The 16,178-nt window shown below is 63.3% G+C and carries 18 protein-coding genes; 12 read left to right on the forward strand and 6 right to left on the reverse strand.

Annotated features, from left to right (window positions below):
• Positions 1-5: 5 nt before the first annotated feature.
• The 3 genes from N7568_RS06890 to N7568_RS06900 all read right to left on the reverse strand — a co-directional run bounded on the left by N7568_RS06890 (position 6) and on the right by N7568_RS06900 (position 2,267).
• A complete protein-coding gene (locus N7568_RS06890) occupies positions 6-956 on the reverse strand; it encodes a 1,4-dihydroxy-2-naphthoyl-CoA synthase (protein ID WP_261609150.1) in 951 nt (316 codons plus the stop codon).
• Between the two features lie 21 nt (positions 957-977).
• A complete protein-coding gene (locus tag N7568_RS06895) occupies positions 978-1,415 on the reverse strand; it encodes a VOC family protein (protein WP_261609151.1) in 438 nt (145 codons plus the stop codon).
• A gap of 123 nt (positions 1,416-1,538) precedes the next feature.
• Positions 1,539-2,267: a CPBP family intramembrane glutamic endopeptidase gene (locus N7568_RS06900; protein WP_261609152.1), complete on the reverse strand. Its 729-nt coding sequence runs from the start codon at positions 2,265-2,267 to the stop codon at positions 1,539-1,541.
• A 51-nt stretch (positions 2,268-2,318) separates the two neighbouring features.
• On the opposite strand from N7568_RS06900, the gene N7568_RS06905 reads away from it, so the two are divergent.
• The 3 genes from N7568_RS06905 to N7568_RS06915 are packed head-to-tail and all read left to right on the forward strand — an operon-like array spanning position 2,319 to position 4,861.
• A complete protein-coding gene (locus N7568_RS06905) occupies positions 2,319-3,263 on the forward strand; it encodes a metal ABC transporter substrate-binding protein (protein WP_261609153.1) in 945 nt (314 codons plus the stop codon).
• Complete coding sequence (locus N7568_RS06910) at positions 3,260-3,994, forward strand: metal ABC transporter ATP-binding protein (RefSeq protein WP_261609154.1); 735 nt, start codon at positions 3,260-3,262, stop codon at positions 3,992-3,994. The genes N7568_RS06905 and N7568_RS06910 overlap by 4 nt, the downstream gene beginning before the upstream one ends.
• 3 nt (positions 3,995-3,997) lie before the next feature.
• Entirely contained in the window at positions 3,998-4,861 is an 864-nt protein-coding gene (locus tag N7568_RS06915) for a metal ABC transporter permease (protein WP_261609155.1), read from the forward strand.
• On the opposite strand, the gene N7568_RS06920 is transcribed toward N7568_RS06915, so the two are convergent.
• Together N7568_RS06920 and N7568_RS06925 are read right to left on the reverse strand one after the other, a co-directional pair.
• Positions 4,858-5,706, reverse strand: coding sequence for a DUF4097 family beta strand repeat-containing protein (locus tag N7568_RS06920; protein ID WP_261609156.1), 849 nt, complete (start codon positions 5,704-5,706; stop codon positions 4,858-4,860). The two genes, N7568_RS06915 and N7568_RS06920, sit on opposite strands and share 4 nt — an antisense overlap.
• Positions 5,706-6,212, reverse strand: a complete 507-nt coding sequence (locus N7568_RS06925) for a histidine kinase (RefSeq protein ID WP_261609157.1) — start codon at positions 6,210-6,212, stop codon at positions 5,706-5,708. Before N7568_RS06925 ends, N7568_RS06920 begins: the two co-directional genes overlap by 1 nt.
• A gap of 202 nt (positions 6,213-6,414) precedes the next feature.
• Here N7568_RS06925 and N7568_RS06930 point away from each other — a divergent pair, with 202 nt between their 5' ends.
• From N7568_RS06930 to N7568_RS06945, 4 genes are all read left to right on the forward strand, one after another.
• Positions 6,415-8,073, forward strand: a complete 1,659-nt coding sequence (locus tag N7568_RS06930) for an ABC-F family ATP-binding cassette domain-containing protein (RefSeq protein WP_261609158.1) — start codon at positions 6,415-6,417, stop codon at positions 8,071-8,073.
• Positions 8,074-8,211: 138 nt separating this feature from the next.
• Positions 8,212-8,559 carry a molybdopterin oxidoreductase gene (locus N7568_RS06935; RefSeq protein ID WP_261609159.1) on the forward strand — a complete coding sequence of 116 codons (348 nt, stop codon included), beginning with the start codon at positions 8,212-8,214 and terminating at the stop codon, positions 8,557-8,559.
• Between the two features lie 16 nt (positions 8,560-8,575).
• Entirely contained in the window at positions 8,576-9,469 is an 894-nt protein-coding gene (locus N7568_RS06940; protein ID WP_261609160.1) for an NAD(P)/FAD-dependent oxidoreductase, read from the forward strand.
• A gap of 219 nt (positions 9,470-9,688) precedes the next feature.
• Positions 9,689-11,152 carry an amino acid permease gene (locus N7568_RS06945; RefSeq protein ID WP_261609161.1) on the forward strand — a complete coding sequence of 488 codons (1,464 nt, stop codon included), beginning with the start codon at positions 9,689-9,691 and terminating at the stop codon, positions 11,150-11,152.
• A gap of 118 nt (positions 11,153-11,270) precedes the next feature.
• Here N7568_RS06945 and N7568_RS06950 read toward each other — a convergent pair whose 3' ends face one another.
• On the reverse strand, positions 11,271-12,140 hold the full coding sequence (locus N7568_RS06950; protein ID WP_261609162.1) for a DUF1295 domain-containing protein: 870 nt from the start codon (positions 12,138-12,140) through the stop codon (positions 11,271-11,273).
• A gap of 97 nt (positions 12,141-12,237) precedes the next feature.
• Here N7568_RS06950 and N7568_RS06955 point away from each other — a divergent pair, with 97 nt between their 5' ends.
• Genes N7568_RS06955 through N7568_RS06975 form a run of 5 tightly spaced genes read left to right on the forward strand, consistent with a single transcriptional unit; the run spans position 12,238 to position 16,122 of the window.
• Positions 12,238-12,717, forward strand: coding sequence for a MarR family winged helix-turn-helix transcriptional regulator (locus N7568_RS06955; RefSeq protein ID WP_261609163.1), 480 nt, complete (start codon positions 12,238-12,240; stop codon positions 12,715-12,717).
• Positions 12,714-14,582, forward strand: a complete 1,869-nt coding sequence (locus N7568_RS06960; RefSeq protein WP_261609164.1) for an AMP-dependent synthetase/ligase — start codon at positions 12,714-12,716, stop codon at positions 14,580-14,582. Before N7568_RS06955 ends, N7568_RS06960 begins: the two co-directional genes overlap by 4 nt.
• A complete protein-coding gene (locus N7568_RS06965; protein WP_261609165.1) occupies positions 14,579-14,998 on the forward strand; it encodes a DUF2177 family protein in 420 nt (139 codons plus the stop codon). Before N7568_RS06960 ends, N7568_RS06965 begins: the two co-directional genes overlap by 4 nt.
• A 9-nt stretch (positions 14,999-15,007) precedes the next feature.
• Positions 15,008-15,466 carry an SRPBCC family protein gene (locus N7568_RS06970; protein WP_261609166.1) on the forward strand — a complete coding sequence of 153 codons (459 nt, stop codon included), beginning with the start codon at positions 15,008-15,010 and terminating at the stop codon, positions 15,464-15,466.
• Positions 15,466-16,122 (forward strand): pentapeptide repeat-containing protein, encoded by a 657-nt coding sequence (locus N7568_RS06975; RefSeq protein ID WP_261609167.1) that lies wholly within the window; start codon positions 15,466-15,468, stop codon positions 16,120-16,122. Before N7568_RS06970 ends, N7568_RS06975 begins: the two co-directional genes overlap by 1 nt.
• The last annotated feature ends 56 nt before the right edge of the window (positions 16,123-16,178 follow it).

The following is a 16,178-nucleotide window of genomic DNA, read 5'->3' on the forward strand; positions in this document are numbered from 1 at the left end:
GAGTCCTAGAAGTAGTAGGGGAAGGCGGACCAGTCGGGGTCGCGCTTCTGAAGGAATGCTTCCTTGCCTTCCACGGCCTCGTCCGTCATGTACGCAAGACGGGTGGCTTCGCCGGCAAAGACCTGCTGCCCGGCCAATCCATCATCGGCCAGGTTGAAGGCGAACTTGAGCATGCGGATGGCTTGCGGGGACTGGCGGGCGATGTCGGCCGCGTACTCCAGTGCGACTTCCTCGAGGCGCTCGTGGTCCACGGCCTCGTTGACAGCCCCCATCCTGACCATGTCTTCGGCGGAGTATTCGCGTGCCAGAAAGAAGATTTCCCGTGCGGCTTTCTGCCCGATCTGGCGGGCCAGCAGAGCAGAGCCGTATCCGGCGTCGAAACTTCCCACCGTGGCATCCGTCTGCTTGAACTTGCCGTGCTCGCGCGAGGCGATGGTGAGGTCGCTGACCACGTGCAAGGAGTGGCCGCCGCCTGCCGCCCAGCCATTGACGACGGCGATGACCACCTTGGGCATGGTCCGCATGAGCCGCTGGACTTCCAGGATGTGGAGGCGACCGGCGCGGGCGGGGTCGATGGTCTCCTGGGTGTCACCTTCTGCGTACCTGTAACCGTCGCGCCCACGGATCCTCTGGTCGCCACCAGAGCAGAACGAGTGCCCGCCGTCCTTCTCCGATGGACCGTTGCCCGTGAGCAACACCGTGGCGACGTCCGGGGTCATGCGGGCGTGGTCCATGGCACGGTAGAGCTCGTCAACCGTGCCCGGGCGGAAGGCGTTGCGGACTTCGGGGCGGTCGAACGCGATCCGTACCGTGGGGAGGTCTTTGACTGTTCCGTCCGCAGACCGCTCAACCTGCCGGTGGTATGTCATGTCCTTGAAGTCATCGAAGCCGGAAACGGTGCGCCAGCGCGAAGGGTCAAAGATGTCGGAAACCTTGGCAGGGAGTTGGTTGTTCACAGTCCGAGTCTAGTAATGGCCTCAGCTGATGCAGAACTCGTTGCCCTCCGGGTCGGCCATGGTGTGCCATTCGTGGGGTCCTTGGTTTGCGGTCCACAGGTGCTTGGCACCGCGGGTCTCGAGCTGTTTCCGCACGTCATCCTTGTCCCGGCCGTCCAGACGTACGTCCCAGTGCACCCGGTTCTTGACGGACTTGTCGTTGGGGTCTGTTTGGAAAAGGATCCTGCGGCCGGTCTTGGGGTCTCTGTCTTCGGCGGGCACGATCGCGCACCCCTCGGCCCATACCAGCTTGCCGTTGTGGGTGATGGTTTGGTCCTCTGTTGCGAACCCCTGCTCGATCATGGAGCGGATGAACGCCTCGTCCTGTGGCTCCACGCTCCACTCGAGGGTTTCAGCCCACCAGTCGGCGAGGTCATGCGGGTTCTTGCAGTCCACTGCGATCTGGATGTTGAGTGTCATGCGTTTCACGCTATTCCCGACGGCGGTGGCTGGGTAGGGTGATGCGGTCACCTTTCGTCCGGGTTTCCCAGCTGGGTCGCGTTTAAGCGCGTTTGGGCGCTAAAAACGTGCCTTAAATGCGACTCAGTTGGGTAGGAGTTCGGGCGGGATGGCGTAGATGAGGACCACGGCCATCAGGTTCTTGGCGGCGTGGACGAAGTAGGAGAACATCAGGTTCTTCCCCGTCCACACATACACCGCCACCAGCACCACGGCCATCCCCAGGTAGGGTGCCAAAGCGGACAGGACCAATCCTTCGCGTCCCACCACGTGGATTGAGGCGAAGACCACCACGGAGATCACACAGCAGATCCAGATGTTCAGGTACTGCGACAACTTCCCGATCAGCAGATGCCGGAACAGGTACTCCTCAACGAACGGGCCCAGGACCACCAGCAGCGGCACCATCAGCCAGGCAGGCACCTGTTGCAACAGTCCCTGGATGCCGAGTTGGTTCTCTGAGCTTTGCGCAGTACCAAAAGCCGCCACCAAAATGGCTGTGAGGATCAACATCACCACAATGGCCAAGGGGATCATGCCCAGCGTGAACCACGGCCGTGTGCCCAGGATCTTCACGTCCCGGCCCACTACGCGCCAGGCTGACGCCACCGCAAAAATTCCGACGCCGGCATAGAAGAGGGCGTTGACGGCATAGGACGCGGTGGCAGGCTCGGGAAACAGCTGAAGCATCAGCCGTTCCACGCTTTCGCCCGCCAGAGTGAAATAGGCAGTGAAGCCCAGGTAGACGGTTACCGCGATGGCATCGAGGGCAGTGAATCTGTACAGAGATGCCCGGGTGGAGAGTGTGCCCATGTGACCAGCCTAGCTTTGCTGGGTGGCCCATGCTTGGCTACACTTTTCGGTATGCCTAACTTTTCGTTTCGGCGCGCCAAAGATGTCCGCCGTTTCGCCTCGGTCCTGATCGCGATTTCACTTGCCCTGGGGGCATCCGCCTGTGGTGGAAACTCCTCTGCGGGAGGTGATGACAAGCCGGTGGTGCTCACAACATTCACAGTGTTGGCAGACGTGGCCAAGAATGTTGCCGGTGACAAGCTCCGTGTCGAGTCCATCACCAAGCCCGGGGCCGAAATCCACGGTTACGAGCCGACGCCGGGTGACATCCGCAAAGCCGCGCAAGCTGACCTCATCCTGGACAACGGACTGAACCTCGAAGCCTGGTTCGCGCAGTTCGTCGAAGACCTGGACGTGCCGCACGCAGTAGTCAGCGATGGCGTGGAGGTCATGCCCATCGCCGAGGACACCTATCAGGGCAAGCCGAACCCGCATGCTTGGATGTCGCCCAAGAACGTCCAGATCTACGCCGACAACATGGCCAGGGCGTTCGCCAAGCTGGACCCATCGCACGCTTCGGAATTCGAGGCCAATGCCAAGGCTTACAACGCCCAGCTCCAAACCGTGCAGGACGAGATGGTGTCCAAGCTGTCCGTCCTGTCTGAGAAGCAGCGGGCGTTGGTCACCTGCGAAGGCGCGTTTTCCTACCTGGCACGCGATGCCGGCCTCAAGGAGGTCTACATCTGGGCGGTGAATGCTGAACAGCAGGCCACGCCGCAACAAATCACGCGGGCCATCGAATTCGTGAAGGACAACAAGGTGCCGGCCGTGTTCTGCGAATCCACAGTTTCGGACGCCCCCATGCAACAAGTGGTGGGTGCCACGGATGCCAAGTTCGGCGGTGTGCTCTACGTCGATTCCCTTTCCGAAGCGGACGGCCCCGTTCCCACGTACCTGGACCTCATGCGCCATGACGCCAAGGTCATCACCACGGCACTCACAGGAGGAACCACATGAGCACCCCCGCGATCGCTGTTGAGAACGTCACGGTCCATTACGGTGAGGTCCTGGCGCTGGACTCTGCTTCCCTGACCTTGGAGCATTCCAGGATCTGTGGCCTGGTAGGCATGAACGGCTCGGGCAAGTCCACGCTGTTCAAGGTCATCATGGGAATGGTGAAACCGGATTCGGGCCGGGTGCTCATCAACGGGGAGCCGCCGGTGAAGATGCGCAAGGATGCGGGGATCGGCTACGTTCCCCAAAGCGAGGACGTGGACTGGGCGTTCCCCTTGTCCGTCCGGGACGTGGTGATGATGGGCCGCTACGGGCACTTGGGATTCACCCGCCGGCCCCGCAAAGCCGACCGGGACGCCGTCGAGCATGCTTTGGAACGCGTGGAGCTGGGCGAGTACGCCGACCGGCAGATCGGTCAGCTGTCCGGCGGGCAGAAAAAGCGGGCTTTCGTTGCTCGCGGCATTGCGCAAGGCGCCACCATGATGCTGCTGGATGAGCCGTTCGCGGGCGTGGACAAGCGGTCCGAGGCCACCATCACCAGGCTCCTTCGCGAGCTTGCGGCAGACGGCGCCACCATCCTGATCTCCACGCACGACCTCCACGCCCTGCCCCAACTCTGCGACGAGGCTGTGCTGCTGATGCGTAAGGTGTTGATGCACGGAAGCCCGGACACCGTACTGCAACCGGAGAACCTGGCCATGGCCTTCGGCCTCGACGTCATGAACAGGGGCTAAGCCATGGAATTCCTGCTGGAACCCCTCACCTACGACTTCATGGTCCGGGCCCTCGCAACCACGGCCATCGCCGCCGTGGTCTGCGCCGTCCTCAGCTGCTGGCTCGTGCTCATTGGCTGGTCCCTCATGGGCGACGCCGTCTCGCATGCGGTGCTCCCCGGCGTGGTCCTCGCGTACATCGTGGGTGCGCCCTTCGCGCTGGGTGCGCTGGTGTTCGCGCTGATCGCGGTGACGCTGATCGGAGTGGTCCGCAATACCAGCCGGGTGAAAGAGGACGCTGCGATTGGCATCGTCTTCACCTCCCTGTTTGCTCTTGGACTGGTGCTGATCTCCGTAACGCCAAGCCAGACCGACCTGAACCACATCATCTTCGGCAACCTGCTGGGCGTCAGCGTCCCTGACCTCATCCAGGTGGTGGTCCTGGGTGTAGTGGCTTTCGCCATTTTGATCCTCAAACGCCGCGACCTCACGCTCTATGCGTTCGATCCCACCCATGCCCACGCCATCGGCCTGTCACCCAAACGGCTCGGCGCCCTGCTCCTGGGCCTGCTGGCGCTGACCTCCGTGGTGGCCCTGCAGACTGTGGGCGTGGTGCTGGTGGTCGCCATGCTGATCATTCCGGGCGCCACCGCCTATTTGCTGACGGACCGGTTCTCCCGGATGCTGGTCATCGCTCCCGTCATCTCAGTGGTGTGTTCCGTGGCCGGGATTTACCTCAGCTACTACCTCGATACGGCGTCGGGGGCCATGGTGGTCCTCACCCAAGGTGTGGTGTTCGCCGTCGTGTACTTGTTCAGTCCACGGCAGGGACTCATCGGTACCCGGCTCGCGAAGGCCCGCCGGAAGCGGGCCGTCGCAACGGTCTAAGAACGCTCCACGGTGATGTCGCCATAGGCGTTGCGGGCGCGGATCTCCACTGTGTCCGTGCCCTCGCCAGGTCCGTTGGTGGCCACGAGGGCATTGAGCACGCGTCCGTACTTGGTGTTGAGGTCCAGCCACGCGGCGGTGCCTTCACGCACGCCGACGGCGAGAGTTCCCGCGGCGGTCTGGAGGGTGAGGCTCCCCGCGGCCACTTCGCCTACGGAGATGTCACCGTTGGACGATTTGACGGTGGTCGACAGGCCAGCCCGTTCCAGGGACACATCACCGTTGGCTGCGCTGACGCTGAGCTCGCCGGAAGCGTGCGAGATCCAGGTGCTGCCGTTGCCGTTCTTTACGGTGGCAACGCCGTCGATGTCCCGGATGCGGATCTTGCCTGAGCCGGTCTTGATCCGGGACCTGCCTGAGGCGCGTTCAACAGTGACGTCGCCCATGTCCGTATGGGCCCGTAGCTCGCCGCAGCTGTCGATGCGGATATGGCCCAGGTCGGTCCTTAGGTCGGCACTGGCGAATTCGCCTTCACAGCGCAGGTCTCCCATGGCGGATTTCAGCTCCAGGCTGCTGCCGATGGGAACGTCCACAGTGATCTCCACCGCGCCGCCGTCGCTGAACCAGGTGTGGCGGAATGCGGGGTGAAGCCTGACCTGCAGGCGGCCGTCCGCGTAGTCCACTGTGGTTTGTTCAGCCATTCTGACGTCCAGGCTTCGCTTGGCCTTGCGGGGCTGGACCGTCACCTCGGTATCGGAGCGGTCGCTGGCTACGATCCAAATATCGCCGCGGACGGAGACATCAACCACGACGGCGATTGGTTGGGGGGTCTGGAACGTTGCCATCAGCGTGCCCATCCTGTGAAGTTCTGCTCTCCGGGTTCGCGACGTTCTTTTCGTTGCCTGGAACCGCCGGCGTTGAGTGCCTCGGCCACGGTCCGGACCAGCCATGAGTTCACGGACAGCCCGTCCCTGCCTGCGGCCTCTTCGACTTGCTGCTTGAGATGGTCCGGAAGGCGGAGTGTGGTGCGGGAGGTGCTGGCGCCGTCGAGGTCTTCGGCCGCTATTGCAGACGCCGGCCGCTGGTTGACTGCCTCGAAGTCCCCGCTGTGCGGGTTGCTCACCACGAACTCGGGGTCGCGGCCGCGAAGCCTGAGTTCCACCGAGCCCGGGGCCAGTTCCAACGTGATCTCGCTGGCGGCATCCGAGAGCGCCTCAAGGAGGACCAGCCTGACCGTGGATTCGAGGCCGGCGGTGAGGCGTTCGCTGAGTGCGCGCGCTTCCGGTCCTCCAGCCTCTGCGGCCGTATCCAGCTGGTGTTGGACCGAGGTGACATACTGGTTCAGTTGCATGACACCAGTGTGACGCCATGATGGTGTCATTTCAATGCCCTTCTTAAAGAATTGGCGCCACCGGTGGTGTCCCGGCTTGACGCGACTCCTTTCGCCGGGCAGGCTGGAGCGATGAAGTCTTGAGCGCAGCCCCTTTCTGCGGCTGCATCCCCAGTACCCACACGGCTTTCTGCCACCCACTGCGGACTTGCGAGGATTCCTCTTGACTGACCACCTTCACCTTTCCGGCGTTTCCCACGGCTACGGGGACCGCGAACTCCTGCACGCCGTTGACCTCGTCATACACCACGGCGAGCACGTTGCCATTGTTGGCGAGAACGGCGCCGGCAAATCCACCCTGCTCCGGCTCATGGCCGGAGTTGAAGCGCCCGACGACGGCACTGCGGGTTTGTCCGGTAACCCCGGCTACCGCGTCGGCTACCTCGCGCAGACCCACGGGCTGGCCGAGTCATTGACGGTAGGAGATGCCATTGACTCCTCCCTGGCATCCCTGCGCTCCCTGGAAGCGCGCATCCAGGACCTCGAAGCCGGGCTGGCGGATGCCGACGAGGAGGACCTCGAGCTCTATGGAAGCCTGCAAACGGAATACCAGCTCCGGGAGGGCTACGCCGCCGAACCCCGGGTGGAAGCGGCGCTGGACAAGCTGGGGCTGGGAGGCTTGGACCGCCGTCGAACGCTTGGATCCTTGTCCGGCGGCGAGCAGGAGCGGGTAGCGCTCGCCTGTCTCCTTGCCGATCCGGCCGAAGCGCTGCTTTTGGACGAGCCCACCAACCACTTGGACGCCAACGGGACCGCCTGGCTTGAATCGCGGTTGGCGGCCCACAAAGGGACAGTAGTGGTGGTGTCGCACGACCGTGTCCTGCTGAGGAAGGTCGCTACCACCATCATCGAAGTGGACGCTGACCGGCGGTCGGTGAACCGCTATGGGAACGGCTACGAGGGCTACCTCCGCGAGAAAGCCGCCGAACGCGCACGGTGGATCCAGCAATACGACGAATGGCTCGACGCCATGGCAGCCGAACGCCTCCAAGCCGCAACGGTGGCGGATGGCATGGGCTACGGCCGCAAACGCGACAATGACAAGATGGCGTTCGGGTTCAAGACCGGAACCTGGCAGCGTGCGGCCACCAGCAAAGTCCGCAACGCCCAGGAACGGCTGCGGAGGCTCGAGGAGAACCCAGTGGACCGGCCTCCGGTGCCCCTGACCTTGGCGGTGCCAACGGGGGCTGTGGCTGTGGCTGCCTCCGAACCCGCGCTCGAAGTCCACGGCGTCAGCGTGGCGGGCCGTCTGCAACCCAGTGACCTCAGGGTGGAAGCCGGACAAAAAGTGCTCATCACCGGTCCCAACGGAGCTGGCAAGTCCACCTTGCTCTCCGTCTTGACGGGAAACCTCCGGCCCGACGCCGGGAGCGTGACAGTCAACGGCAAGGTGGGATACCTCCAGCAGGAGCTCGAGGTTCCCTTAAGGCCGGGTTTGCGGTTGCTTCCCGCCTTCGCCGCAGGACTGGGCGGAAACATCGACGAACACGCCGAAGGTCTGCTCCGTCTTGGCCTCTTCCGCCCCTCCGAATTCCACGTCCCCGTCGGCGGCCTCTCCGCCGGGCAGCAACGCCGACTCGCCCTGGCCCGGTTGCTGCTGGGCGGGTACGACACCATGATCGTGGACGAACCCACCAACCATCTGGCACCCGTGCTGGTGGAACAACTGGAGGCTGCGCTCGCATCCTTTGCCGGGACTCTGGTGATCGTGAGCCATGACCGGGCGCTGGGGGAGTGGTTCGATCACTGTGCGGAGGCCGGTGCACGGGGTGCGGCCGGGATGTGGGTTCGGTACGGGATGCAGGACGGCGAACTGCTGTAGCGGTTACGCGGTTCCCACCGTGGTGAGGCGCCCGCAAACGGATCGTAACCCCCTGTGTTGTGGGTGGAAACACGGCATCGAGCGTCCTGAAACAACGGCAGAGCACCATGGGAAGGGAGCGGCCGAAAGGACTTTCCGGTGATCATTCAGAACCTCTTCCTGCAGGGCATCTACCACTTTGAAGGCGCAGGGCTGGATAAACCGGTGCCCATCCATGCCGAGCTCTCGCACTTCGTGCCCGACGGCGTTATTAACCAAACCCTCTACTTCCGCGGAGGCAATTCGGGCGCGGAACTGATCACCGTGGTGTTGATGCGGGACCGCATTCCCATGCGCTATTTCCCCATCGGAGCCAAGAGCGATGTCCACATCCCGCTCAGGGTAGTGGAAGACACCGAGGGGGGATCGGTGATTGAGCTCTTCATTGTGGCGCCGGCCGGCATCAGGGGATACGTGGTGGTGGATCTGGGGATGGTGGAGCACTGATGCAGGTGGCGCGCTGATGAAGAGAAGGCTGGTTGTCATCGGCAACGGCATGGCCGGTGCCCGGGCAGTGGAAGAGATCCTCGCCAGGGGTGGTGTGGACCTTTTCGACATCACCGTGTTCGGCGATGAGCCTTACGGGAATTACCACCGGACCAGGCTTGGGCGCGTGCTGTCCGGGGAGGAAAGCGATGCGGACATTTTCCTCAATGCCCTGCCCTGGTACCAGGAGAACAACATCACGCTCCATGCCGGCGTCCGGGTGGATCGCATCGACAAGTTCAGCAAGCATGTCTTCGCTGCCGACGGGCGAGTGGTCCAGTACGACCGTCTGATCATCGCAACCGGCAGCCGCCCGTTCCTGCCACCAATGGCAGGGCTCTACACGCCCAGCGGAACCCTCCGCCCCGGAGTTTTTACCTTCCGAACCCTGGACGACGCCCGCAGGATGATCCAGTTCGCCCGGCACAAGGACCATCTCCGCGCCGCAGTGATCGGCGGGTACTCGTTCGGTCTGGAAGCAGTCCACGGCCTGCAGTCCTGCGGTCTGGAGGTGGACGTTCTTTCCGGAAGCCGGGTCACCGCGATCCTCGGGGCAGACTCCATCACGGGACTGAGCGTACGCAACCAACCCGACATCGACTGCGACATGGTGGTGGTTTCCGCCGGTATCAGACCGAACGTTGACGTCGCCGTCGTGAGTGGTATGGCGGTAGAGCGCGGAATCGTGGTGGACGACCATCTGAAGGTGATGGACGAGGAGGGCATTTACGCCGTGGGCGAGTGCGTCCAGCACCGCGGTGAGGTTTACGGGACGGTGGCGCCCTTGTGGGACCAGGCTGCCGTGCTGGCCGACCACATCACGGGCGCCGACCGCTCGTCGATGTATCTGGGGACCAGGGCCGGCCCCTAGCCGCGACCGCCCTTTCCACAGCCCCTTGTTGCCTGCGTCACGGGCATTCGCGTTAATCCCGTAAGATAGACGGGTTGCGCGAAGCTTCGGCGTTCTGCGTTCTTTGTCACACTTCGGGTCCTCAAAGGAGGAAAAGCTCGAATTTTGTGTGCCAAAGACGCCTGTGTTCCGGCATGGGCGTGACACCTACAGCAATACCCCAACCCACAAGGAACAGCTGTGCCGCAAAGTACTCCCACAGATCTCCAGAGCTCCAAGGCGTCATCCGCAACCGCGGGCTCAACCCTCAGCGCTGAGGGATACCAGAAGACCCTGAGTCGCCGCCACGTCACCATGATCGCCATGGGCGGCGCCATCGGCGTCGGCCTCTTCATGGGTGCCGGCGGCCGCCTGGCCTCTACCGGCCCGGCCCTGATCTTCTCCTACGCAATCGCCGGCGTCATCGCTTACCTGCTGATGCGCGCCCTCGGTGAACTCATCATGTACCGCCAGACGTCCGGCTCCTTCGTGAGCTACGCCGGCGAAATGTTCGGCAAGAAGGGCGCCTTCCTTTCCGGCTGGATGTATTTCATCAACTGGGCCATGACAGGTATCGCCGAACTAATCGCGATCGGCCTGTACTTCCAGTTCTTCTTCCCGAACGTGCCCATTGAACTGTCCGCCATCGCAGCGCTGGTGCTGCTGGTGGCCGTGAACCTGTTCAGCGTCAAGGCGTTCGGCGAATTCGAGTTCTGGGCTTCCTGCCTCAAGGTCGCGGCCATCGTGATCTTCCTGGCGGTCGGCACTTTCATGGTTGTCACCAACGCCAAGGTGGGTGACGGCAACGCGTCCGTTGCCAACCTCTTCCACGAAGACGGCGGCATGTTCCCCAAGGGCGGCCTGGTGATGATCCTGGTCCTGAACGCCGTGATCTTTGCCTACAACGCCATCGAACTCGTCGGCATTACCGCCGGTGAGATGGAGAACCCCGAACGCGAAGTTCCCAAGGCGATCCGCGCCGTCGTCATCCGTATTGTGGTCTTCTACGTCGGTTCGGTGACGCTGCTGGCAATGCTGCTGCCGTCCGACCAGTATGTGGCCGGCACTTCGCCGTTCGTTACCGTGTTCGGTCAGATGGGCCTCGGCTGGATGGGCGACGTCATGAACATGATCGTCATCACCGCTGCGCTGTCCTCCTGCAACTCGGGCCTGTACTCGATCGGCCGTATCTTCCGCACCATGGCCAACAACGGCCACGCCCCGCAGTGGCTCACCAAGATGTCCACCCGCCATGTGCCCTACGCGGCCATCCTCGCGATCGGCGGCGTCTACCTCGTAGGCATCCTCCTGAACATCTGGCTGGGTGGCTCACACGCCTTCGACCTTGCACTGAACACCGCATCCATCGGCGTCATCTTCACGTGGGGTTCCATCTTCGCGAGCCAGATCGCGCTTCGGAAGAAGCGCGGCAACGTCTCCAGCCTGCCGATGCCCGGTTCCCCGTGGACCAGCTGGGTGGGCCTCATCGCACTGCTGGCCATCACCGTCCTGATCGGATTCGACACCATGACGGACAAGGCCACCGGTGAGGTCTTCCTGCTCGGCCTGTGGACCCTCGCGACCATCCCGTTCTTCGCCCTGGTCCTGTGGCTCGGCTGGCAGAAGGTCAAGAACAACGAGCCCAAGAGCGAGCTGTTCAGCTAAGACTCGTCTGGTCCCTGCGTTTCAAACGTACGACGGCGCGTGCCCTCCTTCCGGGGGCACGCGCCGTTTTCGTGTTGGGCCTCGCGTTGTGGGGAACCCGCGTTGGGAGGCCCGCGGCCTAACCGAGCTTCGGGATCAACACCGGGGTGCTCTTCTTGTAGGCCTCGTACCCGGCCTCGCCACCCCAGGTCTTGTCGGCCTTCTTCTCCAGCAAGGGGATGCCGCTGACCTTGGTGAGCAGGAGGGCCACGAAGACCGGGGAGATCAGCGCAACCCACTGCCAGCCTTGGAGCACCGGGATGGCGATGATGGCCACCCCGGTCCACAGGAGGATCTCGCCGAAGTAGTTGGGGTGCCTGGACTTTGACCAGAGCCCGGAGGAGATGAACTTTCCCTTGTTGGCGGGGTTGGCCTTGAACCGGCTCTTCTGCAGGTCGGCCACGATCTCGATGACGAATCCTGCGGCCCACACCACGAATCCGAGGACGGCCAGCCAGTCCAAAGCCACCCGGTTGGTGCTGGTGATGGCCACCCATGCCGCTGCCGCAGTGAAGACCACCCAGAGTCCTTGCATGGTCCAGACGTTGAGGAAGCGGACGAATGATGGCTTGATCTCGTCGAAGCGGTCGTCCTTGCCGGACTTGTGGATCCGCCGGGACAGGAAGGTTCCCAGGCGGAGGGCCCACGCGGCAACCATGGCCGCAAGGAGCAGCGAACGGGCATCAATTCCGGGCGTGGCAAGCACCAACACGACGGTGATGGCTACATAGGTCAGTGCGCCGGTGAGATCGAAGTACTTCTCCGTCTGTGCTTTGAAGGACGGGATGAAGACAAGCCACTGAATGATGAACGCGGCGGCGACTGCGGCGGCGAAGACCGGAATCCCGGCCAGGCTTGCTCCGTGGTGGCTTCCGGCCGCGGCGATGAGCCCGCCCAGCAGCACCACCACGGGAAGGGCAATGAGGCCCTTCCTGTCTGAATCCCTCACGACGGCGTTCCTTTCACGGCGACTCCCTGCGGGTGCCTGTGCATCCGCGGTTTCCTAGCCTGTTTTATGTTCAAACTAATTTGATTACTATATAACCATGCAAAATCATGAAAAGGCTACCGGAGAGTCGGCCCACCCGACCTCCCGGACCTTGCAGGGTCTGTTTGGCCTGGCCAATGAGACCGAACGCGAGGTAGCCCGGGCCCTCGGCCTCAACCTCACTGACTACAGGGCGCTCACCGTACTGGCGGAGTCGGGACCCGTCACTGTGGGTGCCCTCGCCTCGGACTTGGGCGCTACAGCGGCCACCACTACTGCGCTGGTCAGCCGTTTGGAGTCGCATGGGTACGTTGAACGCCTGCGCAGCGCCGAAGACCGGCGACAAGTGCACGTCAATGTCACCCGCTCGGCATCCCTCCGTGTCAAGGACCTGATGCAGCCGCTCCTGTCTGCTGCCACTGCGCACGTGGACGCGCTGCCTACTGAACACCAAGCCGTCGTCGGGGACTTTCTCGACGCCGTCCTGGGCCTGATGCAGGAGCACCTCCAATCCCTGTCCGCTGGGGGTGTCCGTTGAGGGAATTCACCTCCCCTCCGCTGGTTGACGCGGCCAACCACCGCAACGCAACCGAGTTGCTCATGCAGCGCGTCCGGACGAACCCCGGGCATATTGCCTTCGAAGTCCGTGCGCCAGAGGCGGCCATGGCTGATACATGGCGGCAAGTCACCACGGAGCAGTTCGTGGACGAGGTCCGGGCGCTGGCCAAGGGTTTCATCGCGGCGGGTATCCAACCGGGGGAGTCCCTGGCCATCATGTCCCCAACCCGTTATGAGTGGGCACTTGCCGATATGGCTGCCTGGTTCGCCGGCGCCGTCGTGGTTCCCGTCTACGAAACCTCAGCGGCACCGCAGGTGACGGCGATCCTGGCCGATGCCGATGTCCGGCTTGCCGTGGGCGGCACCGCGGAGCACGCCGCTTTGCTGGAGCAAGGTTTCAGCACCGCAGGAATCCAACCCCTGGGGATCTGGACCATTGATGCCGTGCCCGGGGCGGACCTGGCAGATTTGGTGGCCCGCGGCGTCGGGATCCCGGACAGCACCGTGGAAGAACGTCGCTTGTTGGCCGACCTCGACTCCGTTGCCACCATCGTTTACACCTCCGGCACCACGGCGGCGCCCAAGGGTGCACTCATCACCCACGGCAACTTCGTGGGGCAGGTCCTGAACGTTGCCGGAGCCTACACAGAGGTGGTCCGGGAGGGCGGAAACACCATCATCTTCCTGCCCATGGCCCATGTCCTGGCGCGCGGGCTGCAGCTGATCTGCCTGGCCAACGGCATGCGGATTGCCCACCTCTCCGATCCGCGGGACGTGGTTCCCGCACTGGGCGCCTTGAAGCCCACGTTCTTGGTGGTGGTTCCGCGTGTGCTGCAGAAAATCCAGGCATCGGCCGCGGCCGCAGCAACACAGAAACGGCTGGGACGCGTGTGGGCTTCGGCGCAACGCACGGCAGTGGAGTGGGGCCGGTTTGCGGAAGCGCGCGACGCCGACCCTGCTGTCCGGGCCTCCGCCGGCCTCCGCATCCGGCGGGCCCTGTTCGACCGCCTTTTCTACGCCCGGCTGCGGAAGGTGGTGGGCGGACGCCTCGATTACCTGCTGTCCGGCGCCGGCGCGCTCGACGCAGACCTATCCCTTTTCTTCCGAGGACTGGGACTTCCCGTGATCGAAGGCTACGGCCTCACGGAAACTACAGCCCCACTGACGGGGAACCTGCCGGGGTCCATCAACTCGGGGTCCGTGGGCGTCCCCATGCCTGGTACCACCGTGCGTCTCTCGGACCAAGGTGAAGTCCTGGCCCGCGGTGTGGGCGTCTTTGCCGGCTACCGTCGGGAGTCGGACAACGCAGAAGCGTTCGTCGACGGCTATTTCCGGACCGGCGACCTCGGTGAACTGGACCACCTGGGCCGGCTCATCTTGAAGGGCCGGATCAAGGACGTGATCGTCACCGCCGGTGGGAAGACCATCTCCCCGGCCATTTGGGAAGGCTACGTTGAAGGCGACCCCCTGGTTGCCCACGCCGTGATGGTGGGGGAGGGCAAGCCGTATCTCGGCGGGCTGGTGCTGCTGGATCCCGAATCCTTGGCGGCGTGGGCGGAGCGCGAGGGCATCGCGGATCTCAAAGGACTCCAGATCCCGGACGACGGTGGCGCGGTCCAAATCGATGACGTCCGGCTCCTCGCCGTAATTGGCCAGGCCGTCAGCGCTGCGAATGCGAAAATCGCACGATCCGAGCAGGTCCGCCGGTTCGTCCTGCTCTTGACCGACCTTACGGAGGCCAACGGAATCGTGACACCCACCATGAAACTCAAGCGTGGCGCTTTCACCGAACGCGCACGGCACATTGTGGACAGCCTTTACGCTGACACCCGGCGCCAAGGATGAGCCGCGGCCTGAAGCGTTGGCTTCTGTCCTACGCGCTGGCAGCAGTGATCTTTGCCGTCATCGACGTCGTATGGATCCTCACCGTGGCGCAGCGGCAGTACGAAAGCCAGATTGGACACCTTCTGGCGTCCAGTCCGCAACCGATCGGGGCCGTGCTGTTCTACGTCGTCTTCGTTGCCGGGATTGTTCACTATGGCGTACGGCCAGGGAAGGCGGACCTCACGCTGGGTCGGCGGGTCGCGGGAGGAGCTTTGTTTGGCTTTTTCACCTACTCCACCTGGGCGTTAACAGCGCTCGCGGTCCTGAAGGATTTCCCGCCGATAGTGGCGGTGACGGACATCGCCTGGGGTATTGGTGTGTGCGCTGTGGTCACCTGGCTGACCGCCTTAATTGGGACTGTCAGGGGTCGGGTCTAGGCTCGATGTATGGAACACACCACCACCCTGACGCAGCATATTAACGCCAGCCCGGAGAAGGTCTGGGCTGTCATCTCGGACATTCCAGGCTCGGCCGGCACGCTATCGGGCGTCAACGCCATCCAGATGCTCAGCGAGGGCCCCTACGGCGAGGGCACCCGCTGGAAAGAGACCCGTACCATGATGGGCAGGCAGGAAACTGTCGAAATGTGGGTTTCCCAGGTTGACCCACCGCGGAGCACTACCGTAAAGGCGCTTCAGGGCGGCGCTGACTACACCTCGCGCTTCACCCTGTCCGGGCGCGACGGCGGTACGGACCTTACGTTGACGTTCGGCGCCGAGGTCCTCAAGCCGTCGTTCCTCAGCAAGGTGGGCATGGCTCTCTTCGGGAAAATCGGCATGAGCATGACGCGCAAGGCCCTCGCCAAGGACCTGATGGAGATCGCAGCCAAGGCGGAATCCCTCTGATGGCGGCTGCGAAGGTTGCGGCCCCTAAGATTTCACCGGTCCGTTTGGAAGAACTGCGCGACGACGAAACTCCGGACTTCCAGCGTGGCGAACGGTATGACGGAGTCAGGTGGACCAAGGTTTCCGCTGACGGGGAGGAACTGAGCGGCTCCGACTTCATCGAATGCGAGTTGAACGGTGTCTCCTTCAACGAGACCCAATTGCGTGGAGCCACGTTCCGGGAATGCATTCTCGCCGAGCCGTATGCGCCGGTCTTCACTGCTGCGCGAAGTTCCTGGCAGGACGTGGAAATCAGCAACCCCCGGTGGGGCTCAGCTGAACTCTACGAGGGAAACTGGCGCTCCGTCCGGATCGACGGCGGCAAGCTGGACTATGTGAACCTGCGCGGCTCCAAGCTCATGGACCTCCAGATCTCCGACTGCATCATCAACGAGCTCGATCTCGGTGGTTGCGCCGGGACCCGGATCGCCCTGAAGAACTGCACCATCGGCACCTTGGACGTTACTGGGGCCAAGCTGAAGGATGTTGATCTGCGGACGTCCGAGTTCCGTGGCGTCAACGGATTGGCTGGGCTGGCGGGGGTTGTTATCGACGACTACCAACTCAGCCTGATGGCACCTTTGTTGGCGGGCCATCTGGGGATCCGGGTGGTGTGATGCGGCGGTCGGGCCGGCTTAACGGAGAGCTTCTTCTGTTGACCGGCCCGCTGCGC

This window comes from Paenarthrobacter aurescens, from assembly GCF_025421775.1.
In the GTDB taxonomy this organism is placed as follows: Bacteria; Actinomycetota; Actinomycetes; order Actinomycetales; family Micrococcaceae; genus Arthrobacter; species Arthrobacter aurescens_B.

What these genes read in the sequence shown, in the direction of transcription:
- N7568_RS06895 (WP_261609151.1), bottom strand. Translation starts at nt 1,415, where the DNA reads ATGACACTCAACATCCAGATCGCAGTGGACTGCAAGAACCCGCATGAC.
- N7568_RS06900 (WP_261609152.1), bottom strand. Translation starts at nt 2,267, where the DNA reads ATGGGCACACTCTCCACCCGGGCATCTCTGTACAGATTCACTGCCCTC.
- N7568_RS06905 (WP_261609153.1), top strand. Translation starts at nt 2,319, where the DNA reads ATGCCTAACTTTTCGTTTCGGCGCGCCAAAGATGTCCGCCGTTTCGCC.
- N7568_RS06910 (WP_261609154.1), top strand. Translation starts at nt 3,260, where the DNA reads ATGAGCACCCCCGCGATCGCTGTTGAGAACGTCACGGTCCATTACGGT.
- N7568_RS06915 (WP_261609155.1), top strand. Translation starts at nt 3,998, where the DNA reads ATGGAATTCCTGCTGGAACCCCTCACCTACGACTTCATGGTCCGGGCC.
- N7568_RS06920 (WP_261609156.1), bottom strand. Translation starts at nt 5,706, where the DNA reads ATGGCAACGTTCCAGACCCCCCAACCAATCGCCGTCGTGGTTGATGTC.
- N7568_RS06925 (WP_261609157.1), bottom strand. Translation starts at nt 6,212, where the DNA reads ATGCAACTGAACCAGTATGTCACCTCGGTCCAACACCAGCTGGATACG.
- N7568_RS06940 (WP_261609160.1), top strand. Translation starts at nt 8,576, where the DNA reads ATGAAGAGAAGGCTGGTTGTCATCGGCAACGGCATGGCCGGTGCCCGG.
- N7568_RS06955 (WP_261609163.1), top strand. Translation starts at nt 12,238, where the DNA reads ATGCAAAATCATGAAAAGGCTACCGGAGAGTCGGCCCACCCGACCTCC.
- N7568_RS06965 (WP_261609165.1), top strand. Translation starts at nt 14,579, where the DNA reads ATGAGCCGCGGCCTGAAGCGTTGGCTTCTGTCCTACGCGCTGGCAGCA.
- N7568_RS06970 (WP_261609166.1), top strand. Translation starts at nt 15,008, where the DNA reads ATGGAACACACCACCACCCTGACGCAGCATATTAACGCCAGCCCGGAG.
- N7568_RS06975 (WP_261609167.1), top strand. Translation starts at nt 15,466, where the DNA reads ATGGCGGCTGCGAAGGTTGCGGCCCCTAAGATTTCACCGGTCCGTTTG.